This is a genomic window from Vibrio sp. B1-2 (genome assembly GCF_963888445.1).
GTDB classification, from domain to species: domain Bacteria; phylum Pseudomonadota; class Gammaproteobacteria; order Enterobacterales; family Vibrionaceae; genus Vibrio; species Vibrio anguillarum.
Window position 1 is genome coordinate 123,964 of the sequence record NZ_CAWPJH010000002.1, and the last position, 18,234, is coordinate 142,197.

The following is an 18,234-nucleotide window of genomic DNA, read 5'->3' on the forward strand; positions in this document are numbered from 1 at the left end:
TAAACACTAAATTTGAAGTAGAAGCAAGAATGCCAAGCGTTGAGAATCCCTCTTAAATTGCTTGTTATATGAATTTATCGCCTAAATAGTTCAAGAGTCTTTCTATGGACATCCAACATATATAATCCATAAGCGCCCGCCGCTAGAAACCATACATTATCGAGTTGCTCAAATGGTTGAGGCTTATAGAAGCCTAATAACCCAAATGAGATAAATGAGGTCATCACTAGTTTGAATACAGGTGAAAATCTATTTGGAATGACGCTCCCTATAGCTCGATCAAGTAGCAGTACGATATCAAAAAACGCTACAACAACCGCTGATGCAATTACGACTATCATTAAAAATACTAATAACATCAAAAATGACGATTCTGGAACGGACGCAGGAAACTGCGAGAAACCAAACTCTTTAAGGTATGCTAGTACCGAAAACGGGATTACAAGAATTCGATTTACTTCCAACAACCCTTTTAAATCACCAAAGCTTAACAATGAAACATCTCCAATTCATATAACGCCCAATTAAGGGGTGAACAACGCTACCACCCACACCTAAAGCATTGTGCCATAAACACTAAATTTGAAGTAGAAGCAAAAATGCCAAGCGTTGTGAATCCATCTTAAATTGCTTGTTATGTCACATATGGTTGAGTAAAAAACCTTCGATATCTCGAATCATGTTTTCTACATCTGTTTCTGAAAACAGCTCCGGTTTTCCATGTGCGGCACTATTGCGAATATCAGCAATTGCAGTAATTCGCTTTTGTTGAAGCTTGTTATATAGCCCTTGCTTTGCTAGCTGTGAGTTCATTGTATCGAGCTTCCCATGAGGTATATTATTGTCTGAGCACAAATCCCTCAGAGCAGTTTCTAATACCACACCAGCAATTACGGCTGATGCCAATTTATACCCGCTTCTAAGAAGCTCTTCAGCTTGCTCCAACTCACTGTCAAAAACTTCAGCTTGGACAAGCTGCTTAAGTGAGTTCAAATACCCACCTTCAAAATCTTCTTTGGCTGCATCAAAAATAGCACCGAGTCTCTTCTTGATAGAGTACTCAGATTCCATAGAGTAGATTTTTTGCTCACCAGCAGTAAACGCCTGGAAATGCTGAGATTTTTCTCCACACGCAGTGACAAGCAAGTTCCTTACTTTTACTTTCCAACTAGTAAATAGTTCCGAATCAATTTTATCTGTGCTGCCTCCCATTGCGCCATTTACGCGTTGTTTAGTATGCTCAATAGTGTCCAATTGATCTTTTAGCTCATTAAACCTTTGTGCCAATTTCTTATTCATGATACTTCCTTATTCCTAGCCTGCGCTTGTGACATAACGCCCGGTTAAGGGGCAGCCAACGCCACAACCAAGCTTCCGCATAACACCGTAACCACCAAAACCAACGCATAATAAAAATGCCGCGCGTTGGCTGTCCCTCTTGAACCGTTTGTTATGTTTAAGCTTCAATGACTTACGTTTTACCAAAACCAAGATTAACTCGGTTTTGACTGACAAACAAAAGCCAAACCCCAGAAAACTGAAACGACTCATAGATTTGAGAAACAGACTTTGAATTTCGGCAATTCAAGCCCCAAAACCTGTGTTCAAAATACTGATTGCGCCAACCGCTCTAACCTCGCGCTTGCCCGAAAATTGACAGAGGCAACGCTCTGAATTTCCAGCGCCAAAGAACAAGTGTCCGGAAAACAGCGCCAAACGAAACCAACTTGCCGACAAGCACAAAACCAACAAGCCGAGGGAGCAAAGAAAAGATACAACCAACTGATTTGACGTGATTAAACATAACGCCCAATTAAGTGGTGAACAACGCACTGGCCAAGCCGCTGCATTGCACCATAAAACACTTTACTCAACGCATAGTAAAACTGCCACGCGTTGAGAATCCACTTGAATTGCTTGTTATGTGAATTTTACCGTGAATTCAAAGTAAACCACCGTGGAAATGAAGAGATTTGAATAAGTTACGTACAAAAACGATGCTTACCAAAACCTAAATTTCACAGCGATCTGAGCCAAAGAAAGCCACTTACAGAATCAACAACAAAGAAAGCGCCCTTTCAGCGACCGCCAAACCTTTTACGTCACCAGATTTTCAGAGCTGAATGTCAGCAAGAAAATCAGTCAAAAAGACATTTCAATTAAAGCGATTTGAAACCGACGAAACTCAACACAAACCAGATCCAAAACTTAATTGAGGCAACCCAAGAACCTTGAAAACGATCAATCTCAGATTGTTCAAGAATCCATTTCGACCAAGCCAACTTGCCGAAAACACGGAACGAATTCTCAATGAAATCGTAGATTTGACCTCAAAAACTCATCAAACACATAACGCCCGCTTAAGGGGCAGACAACGCTACTACCAAGTTTCCGCATAACACCGTAACCACAAAAACCAACGCATAGTAAAAATGCCACGCGTTGGCTGTCCCTCTTGAAGCGTTTGTTAGGCGAATTATACTGGTTTGGCATCTGGAACATCGTATATATGATCCGTAATTTCACTAATCAGTCGATGGTCAAGGAGAACCTGAAGGATAACTTTAACTGTTTTTTCGCATGGTACAATTTTGTCATTTTCAAAGTTCAGCCCCCAATTTCTTTTATTATTTACTGAAATAAGGTTTTTAATAAAGTTAGCTTGTTTATAAATCCCTTTTTCTTCAATGACAGCCATGCGACGTAATTGAATAGAATTTGAGCCGACATACTCAACGATTGATGAAACATCAGAAAATAATGAACTAAAGCCAGGATTCTTTTGAAGTGTATCAAAAACCTGAACATATTCTTCCTTGTGCTTCATTGATGATTCGAAGCCTTTTTTGTTAGCAATAAACGCAGTATCGTTAATCACATAGAAATCAAAATTTTTCTCAATGGAAAAAGCGTTGTTCTCAACACCTTTAAGCTCACCATTTTTGAACACCATGTTGACAAATTTTTTCGGATAAGATGTTTTCCAAGTTGACGTTGACCTTTTAACAGCGTAAACCACCACACCATCTTTTATAAACTTTACAACGTAACCTTTAGCGCCAACTAGATCACTGACGCTCTTAACACGATGTTCAACTTCTGGTAAGTCAACCTGTGACTTAAGCAATTTGAAGTCTGTACTATCAAAAGCGATTGTTAAACAGCTATTTTCATTTGTTTGCGATATGTATGTGTAAGGAGAATGCTCAGTAATTCTGTTAACTTCAGCACGAACAAAACCTTTTAGGTCTTTATTTAACTCGTCTTCAGTTTGTACAAATTTACTTCTAAATTTTGCTTTAGTAGTACTTTCTTTAAATACCCATAAGTATGTATCAGCATTTTCGAAGTCAAATGCTTTAAGCGCATCAAAATCAACCATTATCATTTACCTGACCAATATAAAACTCTTGAACCTTTTGAATCTTGTATTCACCGGGACACAAATCCCCTTTTATCAAAAACCTGACGTCTCGTTCTTGACCATTAAAATCTACTGTAGCCTCATAAATTTTCCAGCCAAACATTAACAAAAGAGGATTCATTATTATCTGGCCAGACTTATATGTAATGGCAAACATCCATAATAAGAACACCGCAAAACCAAGTAGCTTTTCAGGTGTACCATAGCTAATTCCCATAAACGAAACAACGTAAGGAAAAACATAATTAATTATGTCGTTTGGAATTTCTTTTGATGACTTAACCTTAACTTTGAATGGATAACTAATTTTAGCCAACGTTAAATTTGAAAAAAATACCGACAACAACGTAATGACAATAAAAACAATAGCAATCCACATATTTGTGAATGGGATAAATTCGCAATTACTTATATCATCGAACTTACAAATTGGGCGACTCCACCAAGAAAACGGAATATCTTGAACAGCCAAGATCAACGCTAATGGTAAGTATGAACCAATGAAAACTGTAAATGCTGCAATTAAGTTAAATTGCATGACCTCTCCTTTCGCCTAACGCCCGGCTAAGGGGTTGACAACGCACCGCCGAACTTAAAAAACACACCGTAAATGCTGAACTTCAATTTTGCACTAAAGCCGCCACGCGTTGGCAATCCCTCTTGAGCCGTTTGTTAGCTGCTGCACTTTAGCCGGAGATTGACTACCCAACGGCCTAATTTGAAACACATTATTGTTTTCAAGCGACAAAGTAAAACGGACAACTGAGAAACTAAAACCTAACCCACGAAACGCACTTGGCAAAGAAGAAATAACAGCAAAACTGACGAGCTTCTAAGACTTAAATTTACAAAGAATTCTTTCGAAGAAGCCAACAACCAAGTGCGCGAAATCAACTTAAGCGCGAAAGAGCTTCAAAACCAAAGAAGCCACACCAAAGAAATAAACAAGCACATCACTTCCCGTAAGAAGGCTTCGGTTAGTTCAACCACTTCACGAACAGTGCCACTGGCGAGATACATGGAAAAGTGCTGACTTTCAGGTGTAAAGCCAGAGCCTCAGACTAAGAAAAATAAACGCTTAATTTTATGATTGTTCTTAACCTCAGCTAACGCCCGGCTAAGGGGTTGACAACGCACCGCCGAACTTAAAAAACACACTGTAAACTCTGAACTTCAATTTTGCACTAAAGCCGCCACGCGTTGACAATCCCTCTTGAGCCGTTTGTTAGGCCAACCAATTGACACCGACACTTTCACAACCAAAGAACGAGATTTTTTGTGAATTTTAAACCAACTAACCGATTCATTTATAAACCAAAATGCTAAATCAGCAAAGAAACAAAAAACTCAAATTGAGCGGTTTGGAAGAAAAGTGACGAGCGTAGCATGCTCGGCGGACGTTTGGATGCTGAAGGTTATTTTACCGATGAATTCACAGCGATAAACAACCCAACGCGATCAAGAAACAACAAATATGTGATGACGATTTATTGCTTAAGTTAAGCCACAAAACATGGAATTTACCGTTCAATTCCAACTCGTTTTAGCTGATAAAAACTCACTTTGCCTAACGCTGCGTTAAGGGGTGCAGGCCCGCAATACAACGTTTCTGCATTACTCCTTAATCACAAAACTTAACGCAAACCAAAAATGCCACGCGGGCCAAGTCCCACTTTAATGCCTTGTTATGATTACAGTTTAAGAAAACCTACATGACAAAGAACTGCTGATTTTACGGCATTGCACAAAACCATTACCAAACCTTTAAGCCAATTTGGCCGACAAATGCGATCAACTTAAAGCTCGTGATTTTGTTAATCCCAACCCATCCAATCAAAGCGCCTTTGAGCCAGTGAAATCTTCAACTCGTATTTCCACAATTCTAGAATGAAGCAACCCACGAACTTGGTTTGTGCGAGGCTGACTATGGCAAAGGATTTTAGGCAGATGAACTCAAATTGCTGAAAACAGAGGAAGCTTAAAAGCCAGAGAAATTCCCAATCTTTTCCTCAAGATGGCCCTTTTGCTTTTGTAAACATAACGCCGCATTAAGTGGTGAGCAACGCAGACCACTACACCTAACGCATTGTGCTGTAAACACTTAAGCCGAAGCAAAATAAAAATGCTAAGCGTTGGGAATCCGTCTTAAATGCTTTGTTATGCCTTTGTCCCAGTCGGTTCGAAGAACTGCCAGAACTACTGTATCCCACCACTGTTCTTTGAAAAAGCGATGCTCTCTAAAGTGTGCTTCTTGACGCATACCTAAAGACTTACAGAGCTTAATTGCTGCTAGGTTCTTACTAATTGTCTCCGCATAGATACGGTGAACACCCAACTCAGAAAAACCAAAGTCTGCCAGAGCTAAAGCAGCTTCATAGCTTAGTTTATGTCCTTGAGATGACCTTGAAAACGCACACCCCATTGAAGCTTGTTGATTGTCTTCCAAGCGCAAACAAACAGTCCCAATAAACTGCCTTGAATCCTTACACTCAACAGCTAGCTGATATGATTTTCTTGGTTCTTCAGAAGCCTGAGCTATAAACAAGTTTGTTAGCTCTTTATATTTATTAGGGTCACAATCACTTTCGTCATAGAAACGCTGATATTTAGCGTCCTGAGACATAGCAACAAAAGCACTTTCATCGTTCGGGTTCATATCCCGAATAATCAAACGCTTAGTCTCGATTTTAAACATCGAAAGTTCCTTTTTCATCGTGAGGCATAACGCCCGGTTAAGGGGCAGCCAACGCCATTACCAAGCTTCCGCATAACACCGTAACCACAAAAAACCAACGCATGGTAAAAATGCCACGCGTTGGCTGTCCCTCTTGAACCGTTTGTTATGTTTAAGCTTCAATGACTTACGTTTTACCAAAACCAAGATTAACTCGCTTTTGACTGACAAACAAAAGCCAAGACCTGAAAAACTGAAACGACTCATAGATTTGAAAAACAGACTTTGAGTTTCGGCGATTCAAGCCCAAAAACCTGTGATCAAAATACTGATTGAGCCAGCCGAACCAACCTCGCGCTTACTCGAAAATCGACTGAGGCAATTCTCTGAATTTCCAGCGCCAAAGAATAGATGTCCGGTAAAAAGCGCTCACAAATGCCAACTTGCCGACAAACGCGAAACCAATCAGCCGAGGGAACAAAGAAAAACCATAATCCACTGATTTTTGGTGATTAAACATAACGCCCGGCTAAGGGGTTGACAACGCACTGCCGAACTTAAAAACACACCGTAAACACTGAACTTCAATTTTGCACTAAAGTCGCCACGCGTTGGCAATCCCTCTTGAGCCGTTTGTTAGGCCAACCAATTGACAATGATACTTTCAAAACCAAGGAACAGGGCTTTTTACAAACTTAAAACAAACTAACCGATTCATTTATAAACCAAAACCCTAAATCAGCAAAGAAACCAAAAAACTAAAATTGAGCGGTTTGGAAGAAAAGTGACGAGCGTAGCATGCTCGGCGGACGTTTGGATACTGAAGGTTATTTTGCCGCTGAATTCACAACGCTAAACAACCCAACGCGATCAAGAAACAACAAATATGTGATGACTATTTATTGCTTAACTTAAGCCAGAAAACATGGCATTTACCGTTCAACTCCAACTCGATTTAGCTGATAAAAACTCACTTTGCCTAACGCCCTGTTAAGGTGTGAGCAACGCAATACCAAAGCCGCCGCAAACCACCTTAAACACCAAACGCAACGCATAGTAAAAATGCCACGCGTTGCGAATCACTCTTAAACAGTTTGTTAGCTGTATTTTAGTAAAGCCATTTGGGTGTACTTTTATATTGATTGCTTAGACTAATCAAAGCCTCTGCATCTTTAATGCTTGTAGTATCGGTAAGACATCTTACCGCTATTATTACGCAAATAAGGCTACCTAACGAACAGAGCGCCCAAACTGCCCCATTGAAAAGTACGTAATTGGTGTGAAATATTGTATCTATGTTAAACGAGCGATATACGTACAAACCAATAAAACCAGCTATCATCGCGAAGAACCAATATAAAATATGATTTCGAATTGGTCTTATATACTTTTCTAAACGCCTTTTCTTCGAGCATTGATATTTATCTTCATAGACCAATCGACCTTTAGCCGTTTTCAAATACTTGTTTGAGTTTCGGTAGAGGTTTATTGCTTTTGTCGGTGCTTCGAAAGCAAGCAAAGCTACTATGGTTTCATAATCAACACGTACCTTGAATTGATTAATAAACAACTGCTCAGCAACGAGTCTGTTGCTAATGTTCTCAGTGCCGCTTAACACTTTAGAAAGAGCTTCTAAACTTTGGACTTTGTAAGACCGATTAGAGTGCAATATGTGATGTAAAAGTTTTATAAGCGGTAAGAAAGCCAGAATTGTAGACATGCTAACTACCCACAAAGGAGTCTCCTGCACACCATCAATCATTATATATACTCCTAGTTAAGACAGCTAACGCCCGGCTAAGGGGTTGACAACGCACCACCGGACTCAAAAAATACACTGTAAACACTGAACTTCAATTTTGTACTAAAGCCGCCAAGCGTTGACAATCCCTCTTGAGCCGTTTGTTAGCTGCTGCACTTTAGCCGGAGATTCACTACCCGACAGCCTAATTTAAAAAACATTATTGCTTTCAAACGACAAAGTAAAACGGACAATTTAGAAACTAAAACCTAATCCACGAAACGCACTTGGCAAAGAAGAAATAACCGAGATACTGACGAGCTTCTAGGACTTAAATTTACAAAGAATTCTTTCGAAGAAGCCAACAACCAAGTGCGCGAAATCAACTTAAGCGCGAAAGAGCCTCAAACCAAAGAAGCCACACCAAAGAAATAAACAAACACACCACCTCCCGTAAGAAGACTTCGGTTAGTTCAAACACTTCACGAACAGTGCCACTGGCGAGATACGCGGAAAAGTGCAGACTTTCAGGTGTAAAGCTAGAGCCTCAGACTAAGAAAAATAAACACGTAATTTCATGACTTTTCTTAACCTCAGCTAACGCCCGGCTAAGGGGTTGACAACGCACCGCCAGACTCAAAAAACACACCGTAAACACTGAACTGCAATTTTGCACTAAAGTCGCCACGCGTTGGCAATCCCTCTTGAGCCGTTTGTTAGTTGCGTGCTCAACTCATCCACCAAACCCTTTATTTGAGATTGTGTATACCCATTTATAGCTAGACGCTCACTTTCATTGACTAAGAAACCAACTAGTTCAACAGAAATACGGATTAACTCTACTAATTCATTAAACGTAAAGACATAGAGCGATGGGTGTTGATGGATAAATTTATTTCTAACTGCCTGCAAACGGCTAATTTTTTCTTTTTCAAAACGCTCAATATCAATTACTTTGCTACCCGTGTAAGGAAGAAAGTCTTCTTTCCGCAGTTTTTCGTAAAGCCATTCGATATTATCTAAATCACCATACTCTGAGTGATAACTATCTTTTTTCCGAACTAGACGTGAGTCCGATGTAATGAGAGCTAAACACATTGCCGATTGAACAGAGTTATGTCCGTAGATCACTGCCCATTTAAAATACGTATTTTGCCCTCTTTCAATTTGAGACAAAGCGTCAAGTAAGCACCGCAATGACATGACTAGATCTGTTTCGAGATCAAATGATACCAACTTCTCTTTCATGTACTTACCTATTATTTATGAAAGCAACTAACGCCCGCTTAAGGGGCAGACAACGCGACTACCAATTTACCGCATAACACCGTAATCACAAAAATCAACGCATAGTAAAAATACCGCGCGTTGGCTGTCCCTCTTGAAGCGTTTGTTAGTTGCGTTCTAACCATTCCGATCGCAATACACCATATTTTAATGAGTCATAGTACTCGCCTTGGTAATATCGTACTTTTCGAAGCTTAGCTTCCTGCTGAAAGCCCAATTTCAAAGCTAGTGACATCATTCTAGGATTACCTGACCACGTGGTTAGGCCAACCCTTTCAATTTCTTTATTTTCGAAAAGATACGAAATCCAGAGGCGAACAGCAGAGGCTGCAACACCTTGCCCCCAATATTCTGCATTGTAGATCACCACTCCAGCTTCAAGCCAACGAGTTTCTTCACATTCCCAATAACAGCTAACCGAACCAACAGGAATATCATCAACCGTAACCAATTGTGAATTAGAACCTATTATTAACTGCTGAAACGAAGATTTTTCGAACTGATCTAATGATGGATAAGAATAAGGAAAATAAGGGCCATTAAACTTGGTCCATTCGTCATTAGAGGTGACTAAGGAATGAATCAGCTTTAATTCATGCAGTCTAGCTGGTCTGATTTTGACTTGGTTTTCTTCCACAATGCTTCCTATTACTGTGAGCAACTAACGCCGCATTAAGGTGTGAGCAACGCTACCACCAAACTAAACCTTACCACCGTAAACACAAAACCCAACGCGGAGACAAAAATGCCAAGCGTTGGGAATCACTCTTAAATGCTTTGTTAGGCTTATTGGGCAAGGCATGTACCAACGCTCTGTACATATGCCCATGTATTAGCCCAAGGAAACGTCCGAATAAATACTATTAAATGGAGTAAAAAGAACACCCAAGGAACCCAGCTTTCGATATGTGTGATTGGTCGATACAACTTTGGATTTGTTCCTCGTTGTACGGAATCCCACTCAGCATCGTAGGGACTGATAGGTAACCGCTTTTCAATATCCTGAACTACTTGCCATTTAGCAGAATTTAAGTTTCGATACGATAATACGATATTGAACCAAAACATGGTCAACATGCTACCTGCAAGAGCGAGTAACCACATATAGTCTGGACTTTTATCAACTGTCAAATAACCAACAAAAGCTAGGATAGCGGAATTGACACTCAAGAAGTAAGTATTCGCTGATGTTCGACGTTGACTTATCCTATCTGCCATTTCCACATAAAGTTTATACTGTTCAAGTAAGTGAGTATGCCATTGTTCATTTGGTGGGTATGTAGAACCTTCAGCTATTTCGTTCCACAGCTTACTTTCTGGCACTTCAACTGTCATCTAGAACCACCTATTAATAACTTAAGGTTATCCCATGTCCATTTATAGACTTTATCTGACGACAAGGCATTTTTAGGTTTAGTACAAGTTTTGTCAGGATATGCCGCCAATAAGAAATACGGTTTAGATTTTTCTTTAGCTATTTCAAGTTCTGCCTCGACTCCTGTGGCTATATGAGTCTTAGTGCCACACAGAACTATAACCACATCAACATTATCCATGCGACGACGAACTTTTTCTTTCCAATCTCCGAGCAAGTGATTTTTCACAGAGTTATCTTTGAACTCAAAAGGGCTATCTTGAAACTTTGCTTGACCTGCAAGCATGATTTTCGCCCCCTCGTCATTATCGTAATCAAAACTGATAAATGCTCTTTTTTTACTCATAGCTAATCTCCATTGTAATTACTATCTTTAAGCCTAACGCCCGGCTAAGGGGTTGACAACGCACCGCCGAACTTAAAAAACACACCGTAAATGCTGAACTTCAATTTTGCACTAAAGCCGCCACGCGTTGGCAATCCCTCTTGAGCCGTTTGTTAGCTGCTGCACTTTAGCCGGAGATTGACTACCCAACGGCCTAATTTGAAACAAATTATTGTTTTCAAGCGACAAAGTAAAACGGACAACTGAGAAACTAAAACCTAACCCACGAAACGCACTTGGCAAAGAAGAAATAACAGCAAAACTGACGAGCTTCTAAGACTTAAATTTACAAAGAATTCTTTCGAAGAAGCCAACAACCAAGTGCGCGAAATCAACTTAAGCGCGAAAGAGCTTCAAAACCAAAGAAGCCACACCAAAGAAATAAACAAGCACATCACTTCCCGTAAGAAGGCTTCGGTTAGTTCAACCACTTCACGAACAGTGCCACTGGCGAGATACATGGAAAAGTGCTGACTTTCAGGTGTAAAGCCAGAGCCTCAGACTAAGAAAAATAAACGCTTAATTTTATGATTGTTCTTAACCTCAGCTAACGCCCGGCTAAGGGGTTGACAACGCACCGCCGGATTCAAAAAACACGCTGTAAACTCTGAACTTCAATTTTGCACTAAAACCACCACGCGTTGGCAATCCCTCTTGAGCCGTTTGTTAGGCCAACCGATTGACACCGACACTTTCAAAACTAAAGAACGAACTTTTTTATAAACTTAAAACAAACTAACCGATTAATTTATAAACCAAAATGCCAAATCAGCAAAGAAACAAAAAACTCAAATTGAGCGATTTGGAAGAAAGTGACGAGCGTAGCATGCTCGGCGGACGTTTGGATGCTGAAGGTTATTTTGCCGCTAAATTCACAACGAAAAGCACCCCAACACGATCAAGAAACAACAAATATGTGATGACGATTTATTGCTTAAGTTAAGCCACAAAACATGGAATTTATCGTTCAATTTCAACTCGATTTAGCTGATAAAAACTCACTTTGCCTAACGCCGCATTAAGGTGTGAGCGACGCTTGGCTATACTTGAGCGAAGCGAAAACGCCAAGCGTTGCGCATCACTCTTAAATGCTTTGTTATGTACAACTTGTTACCCATGCTCTATCTTCGGTATCATACCAAAAAAGTTAGGGGGACACGTGGAAAAAGACCTACAAGCTAAACGAAAGCACCACCATGTTTGGGCAAACTACCTATTGAGGTGGTCGACCAACAACAGAGATTTATTCTGTGTTACTAGTAAAGGCAACATTGACTTTACCAGTGTCAGAGGCTTGGTGATGGAAAAGGATTTTTACCAACTAACTCCACTAGAACAAAAACACATTGATGCAATATTGATGTTTTCATCGGGTTCACCGGAAAAATTACAAGAGCAGCATAAAAACTACCTTTGGGACTTTCTAAAAGTTCAACGGGTGGAAAATGCGTATAAGAGTGCGAACATACAAAATGACGAAGCTGAACAGGCAATTTTAGCTTCTAAGTGTAACCTGTTAGAAAATTTGCATACGGCGCATGAAAACGCAGCAGCGCATATTCTTGAAGAGTTAGCTCGGGGAAATATTGAAACCCTGAAAAATGACCAGAATATGATTTCATTCATGATGTACCTTGGGCACCAAGTGGCTAGAACAAAGAACTTCAAAGTCCGTTGTATTACAGGAATGAAAAAAAACAAGCCTGAACTAGGAAAGATCATGGAGCATTCTTGGTGGTTTTTTAGTTACATGTTTGGTATGAATATGGGACTGAGTTTGTACTCAAGTCGCCAGAACGACAATCACACCTTACTAGAAAACAACACTAACTCTAACTTTATTACCTCTGACCAACCTGCAATTAACGTGCACTATTGCGTTAAAGACGATGTGTTTCAGGCACCTGAAAATATGGACTTATACTACCCAATTTCACCTAAGTATTCTTATGTCATCACTGAGTCTCACCGGTTTGAAAGTGGCTTAGTTGAAATAGATGAACCAATAGTTACTGAGTTCAACAGAAAAGTCGCTACTAACGCAAACAGCCACATTTTCGCACTGAGCAAACTGGATGTAGATACTTATAAGTCTTTAGTTGGTAATTCCCTACGAAAAATCAAAGAGTATGCTTAACCGTAGGTTGTACATAACGCCCAATTAAGGGGTGAGCAACGCTACCACCCAACCTAACGCATTGTACCGTAAACACTAAATTTGAAGTAGAAGCAAAAATGCCAAGCGTTGGGAATCCCTCTTAAATTGCTTGTTATGTGATTTTTACCGTAAATTCAAAGTAAACCACCGTAGAAATGAAGAGATTTTAATAAGTTACGTACAAAGACGATGCTTACCAAAACCTAAATTTCACAGCGTTCTGAGCCAAAGAAAGCCACTTGCAGAATCAACAACAAAGAAAGCACCCTTTCAGCAACCGTTAAATTTTTTGCTTCACCAGACTTTCAGAGCTGAATGTCAGCAAATGAATCAGTCAAAAAGACATTTCAATTAAAGCGATTTGAAACCGACGAAACACAACACAAACCAGATCCAAAACGCAATTGAGGCAACCCAAGAACCTTGAAAACCATCAATCTCAAGTTGTTTAATAATCCATTTCGACCAAGCCAACTTGCCGAAAACATGAAACGAATTCTCAATGAAATCGTAGAAAACTCATCCAACACATAACGCCCGCTTAAGGGGCAGACAACGCTACTACTAACTTCCCGCATAACACCGTAATCACAAAAACCAACGCATAATAAAAATGCCATGCGTTGGCTGTCCCTCTTGAAGCGTTTGTTAGCATTATCTAGCCTAATTCGGATAACTCTTGTAGAAGCGACTCCAATTTACGCTCTTCTTCTTGAATTTTATTTTGGTATTTCCTGACTTTGTTATCCTTGCCACTTCTCTTTGCTTCTTGTAAATCTAAGTTATATTCGGCAATTTTATCTTTAGTTTCTTTAATTTCGTCAGCTAAATCTTGCTTAAGTTTTGTGTCACTACAATTGGACTTGGCTTCCGCTAGGGCAACTTTTAGTCCTTCTATCTTTTTTTGATTATTAGCTAACTGAGCACTTTCTATTTGCTGCTCAATCTCACAATACTTTCTTTCACACCCAGAAAAACCTGAACAGTTCAATGAAGCAAAACTATAAAATGACAATATAGACAGTACAACACCGGAAGCTTTCAACATTAAATTTACATTTGCTCTTTTCATTAACACAACTAACTTTAAATAATTTTACAAGGGATAATTAAACTACAAAATGGTGAATTGTCACACAACTATTATACGCGATGATTGATTTCTACCATTTGAATATGACTATTTAAGTCCTCAGAATGCTAACGCCCGGCTAAGGGGTTGACAACGCATAGCCGAACTCAAAAAACACACTGTAAACACTGAACTTCAATTTTGTACTAAAGCCGCCACGCGTTGGCAATCCCTCTTGAGCCGTTTGTTAGGCCAACCAATTGACACCGAGACTTTCAAAACCAAAGAACGAGCTTTTTTGTAAACTTGAAACAAACTAACCGATTCATTTATAAACCAAAATGCTGAATCAGCAAAGAAACAAAAAACTCAAATTGAGCGATTTGGAAGAAAAGTGACGAGCGTAGCATGCTCGGCGGACGTTTGAATGCCGAAGGTTATTTTGCCGATGAATTCACAGCGAAAAGTAACCCAACGCGATCAAGAAACAACAAATATGTGATGATTATTTATTGCTTAAGTTCAGCCATGAGAACATGGAATTTACCGTTCAATTTCAACTCGATTTAGCTGATAAAAACTCACTTTGCCTAACGCCCGGCTAAGGGGTTGACAACGCATAGCCGAACTCAAAAAACACACTGTAAACACTGAACTTCAATTTTGCACTAAAGTCGCCAAGCGTTGGCAATCCCTCTTGAGCCGTTTGTTAGCTAATTTACTACAACGATTGTTTTTGCCAGCTTGTCACCTAACCTCTGTCTTCTTTTGCCAAGAATAAAGACCGCGTCGATCATACCAATTATTGGTGTCAGAAGGTTACGAAAAAATGACTGAGGGAAACTACAACTTTTTCCTGTAACCGAATCTATAACTGAGATCCCTAGTAGTTTCTTACCGAGACTTTGCCCTTTAGGTAAACCGTCAGAAAGTAGAAAATATAAAGCAGCCGCCGAAAATGCTATTAAGCTTGATGAAGCTTGGGATAAACCAATTAAAGTACCGAGCCAAAGAAAGAAAATGAATATCGTGGCACTTATTGCACCATCAATGATTTGCCCTAGATAACGAAGACCCGGGCTTGCCAGCCTATGTGATTCAATGATCGAATCTCTATCTATTTCCACTTACTTTTCCTCCATGCGAGTTAGATGTCGAATAAATTTGCTAACGCCCGGCTAAGGGGTTGACAACGCATAGCCGAACTCAAAAAACACACTGTAAACACTGAACTTCAATTTTGAACTAAAGCCGCCACGCGTTGGCAATCCCTCTTGAGCCGTTTGTTATGCAAATTCAATGAGATAAACGGAATTTACACGACCAAAAGCCACAATTGCAATGGTTGAGTGATTCAAGAACCAACCCAAGCAAGAACTGTGATAAATAAGCCGCCAAAACAAAGTCCACTTTTCAGCAACAAACCAAGCTTTTGTGTCAGACAAACTCACCGTTCAAGACTTTCAGCAAATGCGAAATGATCCAATAACTTGCCCTTTCCACACTTTAAGCACGCTGAATTGACAGCAAGCCAGCACCAAAACTCATTGAGGCAAACAAAGAACCTTGCCTGTTTTACGGTTTGAGTGAACCACGAATTTTAGGGCAAAAATGCTCATTTGCCGACAACGCCAAACGAATGGCCAGAGAAACCCCAAAAGGTTGAACTACTAAATTTACCTGAGTTGCATAACGCCCGCTTAAGGGGCAGCCAACGCTACTACCAACTTTCCGCATAACACCGTAATCACAAAAACCAACGCATTATAAAAATACCACGCGTTGGCTGTCCCTCTTGAAGCGTTTGTTATGTGGTTAATTCTCTGAAGTCACAAAGTGTTTATTTTCTTTATTAGCCAGAGGAAGATTCATTATGTAACGGCAAATTTTGATAGAAATATCACCTAAAGGAATAACTTTTTCTGATGGTTGCAACAGTGACATTTGCATACTAACAATGCTTTTACCATCTAAATAATCTACTAAATCATTTACTGAAAAATCAGAACCTTTCCAAAAAGATATTGGCGGAAGTGGTTCTCTACCTACAAACCCACGAGATATAACATTGATAAACTCATGAGCTTGCCTGACAGGGTGAACACCTTTAGTATAACCAGTAAATAATCTATTTGCTGTGATTATTCCTGTATGTATATATTGTGTTGTAGGTACATCCCATCCCAAAGCATCAAAGAGTATAGCTTGATTCTCTGCATTTTTGAGCCAATCTAGCCGTATGTTTAATTGTTCTTCTGCTTTCTTTATATGTTCATAACTAGTTTTTAACTCATGTGCTGAACATGGATGATATGAATTCTTACATTCAAAAACAAACAATCTCCCGTCTAACCAACAAAATATATCTGTTTCACGTTTCCCATTAATATTGTATGTGAATTCTTCTTTAACTTTAAATCCTGCCTCTCTCAATGCATTTGCCACAGCAGTTTGCATCGGATCTATTTTTTTTAAAAGCTTATTCCGCATTTTATTTGCGATAATAACATTACGAATTAAATTAGATCGAGAAAATAAGGCTGGAGACAAAATATAATAGTCACCACTTTTAATAAACGGCTTATATTGAATATCAATAAAACTTTCATTTTCTTCTAACGTTAAAAGTTTAATAACCTCCTCAGATTTCGTCTGTGGAAGAAGCATTAATAATTGTTCCAATAAAGAATCATGATGCATAACTGGAATTACTGATCTTACTTTCAAAATTCGACGTTCTTCTTTATTATCTATACCTCTTAATTTTTCTTCAAATGCTGAGCTTATAAAGCTAAATAAACGTTGAACTTTAACAATATCAGATACATTTAAATTATCACTGATAAGAATTCCCGCAGGATCCTTATCTTTATCAAGAAAATCATCAATCCCTGCCCCTATAATGCATGGGATTTCCTCTAAAAAAAACATGTCAGATTTTATAGGTGAAAAAAAATCTTTAGACTGTGGCATGACAAAGACTAAGCGCTCTAATGGGAAGTCCATTTTCATTACCAACTCACTCATTCCTGATTCAAAAGCTGAAGCTACGAGATCATTAACTGTTTGGTTTTTACCATTTGGTTTATATAGTTCTTTTAAAACATTTTGAACTCTTATATTCCTTTGCATATCAGCTTGCATATATCCAAGCCTAATAGATTTCTCTAATGACTCATCTGTAGAAAAAACCATAAGATTTTTTCCATTTTCACTCATTTCATAAGGCATACCTTCAATGAGTGTTTCAATTTCAAGAAACTCATTTAACTTGGCGGCATCAATCAATAAATTAATATAAATATTGTCAGATTCTCCACATAATTTATCATCCACATAAATCCAACTATTTGGTGTCACTCCAACTTCTTCGCGCATCAAATGTAAAATGTATGAAAACGCTTGAGCTACATCTTCTGAACCTAAAGCTTCGAAATGATTAAAATCAAAAGTTGAATTTCCAGATTTATGATTTACAAAGAGTTCATTAACAATAACTAATAAAGTTTTTAGGGCAACATTTTTTCGACTTTTAAGACGAATGATCAAACTATTTCGTATGCGAAAAGCATAGGGCGCGGCTTTTAGTAAAACTTTTAGAGACATTAAATATTTTAATCGATCAGCTCTACAACCATGTAGTTTGATTAATTCTAGAGAAGCATCAAGAACTACTTCAAGACCTTTAGATTTAAATTTATACCTTGAAGGCCTTAAAATACCAGAACGTCGAAGTCTTGCTATGGCTTCATCTATATCCCACAGCATAAGTGACAAAATAATAGCAACAGCTTCTCGGTGTCGGTTACGTTCCAAATTAAAACAGAGCGATTTTATACTGACTTCTATATCTGATTTAGAAGCTGTAACTCTTTCATTTTTCTTAGCCTCAGAAACTATAACTGATATTTTATTTAGTTTTATTAATTCTTCTGTTAGTTGAATAATTGTCATATTAAAACTATTTCCATTTATACTTAGCCACAAAACCGCATAACGCCGCGTTAAGTGGTGAGCAACGCTAAACACCTATGCCGCGGCAAACCACTTAAAACGGAAAAACTGAATTTACACTAAAACCGCCAAGCGTTGCGAATCCATCTTAAATGCTTTGTTAG

General features: G+C 39.0%; 14 protein-coding genes. 1 reads left to right on the top strand and 13 read right to left on the bottom strand.

Features of this window, described 5'->3' with window-relative positions:
* Positions 1 to 74: 74 nt before the first annotated feature.
* From AACQ75_RS01315 to AACQ75_RS01365, 10 genes are all read right to left on the bottom strand, one after another.
* Positions 75 to 494, bottom strand: coding sequence for a hypothetical protein (locus tag AACQ75_RS01315; protein ID WP_170889324.1), 420 nt, complete (start codon positions 492 to 494; stop codon positions 75 to 77).
* Between the two features lie 145 nt (positions 495 to 639).
* The gene (locus AACQ75_RS01320; RefSeq protein ID WP_170889325.1) at positions 640 to 1,299 is read right to left on the bottom strand and encodes a DUF4145 domain-containing protein; all 660 of its coding nucleotides are present in this window, start codon (positions 1,297 to 1,299) and stop codon (positions 640 to 642) included.
* A gap of 1,177 nt (positions 1,300 to 2,476) precedes the next feature.
* Positions 2,477 to 3,382, bottom strand: coding sequence for a DUF4868 domain-containing protein (locus AACQ75_RS01325; protein WP_249339382.1), 906 nt, complete (start codon positions 3,380 to 3,382; stop codon positions 2,477 to 2,479).
* Positions 3,375 to 3,962 (bottom strand): hypothetical protein, encoded by a 588-nt coding sequence (locus AACQ75_RS01330; RefSeq protein WP_170889327.1) that lies wholly within the window; start codon positions 3,960 to 3,962, stop codon positions 3,375 to 3,377. Before AACQ75_RS01330 ends, AACQ75_RS01325 begins: the two co-directional genes overlap by 8 nt.
* 1,587 nt (positions 3,963 to 5,549) lie before the next feature.
* A complete protein-coding gene (locus tag AACQ75_RS01335) occupies positions 5,550 to 6,119 on the bottom strand; it encodes a GNAT family N-acetyltransferase (protein ID WP_170889328.1) in 570 nt (189 codons plus the stop codon).
* Between the two features lie 1,087 nt (positions 6,120 to 7,206).
* Positions 7,207 to 7,860: a hypothetical protein gene (locus AACQ75_RS01345; protein ID WP_050498068.1), complete on the bottom strand. Its 654-nt coding sequence runs from the start codon at positions 7,858 to 7,860 to the stop codon at positions 7,207 to 7,209.
* A gap of 654 nt (positions 7,861 to 8,514) precedes the next feature.
* On the bottom strand, positions 8,515 to 9,087 hold the full coding sequence (locus AACQ75_RS01350; protein WP_170889329.1) for a hypothetical protein: 573 nt from the start codon (positions 9,085 to 9,087) through the stop codon (positions 8,515 to 8,517).
* A 145-nt stretch (positions 9,088 to 9,232) separates the two neighbouring features.
* Positions 9,233 to 9,763: a GNAT family N-acetyltransferase gene (locus AACQ75_RS01355; protein WP_170889330.1), complete on the bottom strand. Its 531-nt coding sequence runs from the start codon at positions 9,761 to 9,763 to the stop codon at positions 9,233 to 9,235.
* A gap of 149 nt (positions 9,764 to 9,912) precedes the next feature.
* Positions 9,913 to 10,461 carry a RipA family octameric membrane protein gene (locus tag AACQ75_RS01360; RefSeq protein WP_029807625.1) on the bottom strand — a complete coding sequence of 183 codons (549 nt, stop codon included), beginning with the start codon at positions 10,459 to 10,461 and terminating at the stop codon, positions 9,913 to 9,915.
* Positions 10,458 to 10,847 (bottom strand): TIR domain-containing protein, encoded by a 390-nt coding sequence (locus tag AACQ75_RS01365; protein ID WP_170889331.1) that lies wholly within the window; start codon positions 10,845 to 10,847, stop codon positions 10,458 to 10,460. Before AACQ75_RS01365 ends, AACQ75_RS01360 begins: the two co-directional genes overlap by 4 nt.
* A gap of 1,198 nt (positions 10,848 to 12,045) precedes the next feature.
* On the opposite strand from AACQ75_RS01365, the gene AACQ75_RS01370 reads away from it, so the two are divergent.
* Positions 12,046 to 13,023 carry a DUF4238 domain-containing protein gene (locus tag AACQ75_RS01370; protein ID WP_157806496.1) on the top strand — a complete coding sequence of 326 codons (978 nt, stop codon included), beginning with the start codon at positions 12,046 to 12,048 and terminating at the stop codon, positions 13,021 to 13,023.
* 679 nt (positions 13,024 to 13,702) lie between these two features.
* On the opposite strand, the gene AACQ75_RS01375 is transcribed toward AACQ75_RS01370, so the two are convergent.
* From AACQ75_RS01375 to AACQ75_RS01385, 3 genes are all read right to left on the bottom strand, one after another.
* The gene (locus AACQ75_RS01375; RefSeq protein WP_249339383.1) at positions 13,703 to 14,116 is read right to left on the bottom strand and encodes a DUF1090 domain-containing protein; all 414 of its coding nucleotides are present in this window, start codon (positions 14,114 to 14,116) and stop codon (positions 13,703 to 13,705) included.
* Positions 14,117 to 14,829: 713 nt separating this feature from the next.
* Entirely contained in the window at positions 14,830 to 15,243 is a 414-nt protein-coding gene (locus AACQ75_RS01380) for an RDD family protein (RefSeq protein ID WP_019283386.1), read from the bottom strand.
* A 688-nt stretch (positions 15,244 to 15,931) separates the two neighbouring features.
* Entirely contained in the window at positions 15,932 to 18,070 is a 2,139-nt protein-coding gene (locus tag AACQ75_RS01385) for a type I restriction enzyme HsdR N-terminal domain-containing protein (protein WP_170889332.1), read from the bottom strand.
* Between the last annotated feature and the right edge of the window lie 164 nt (positions 18,071 to 18,234).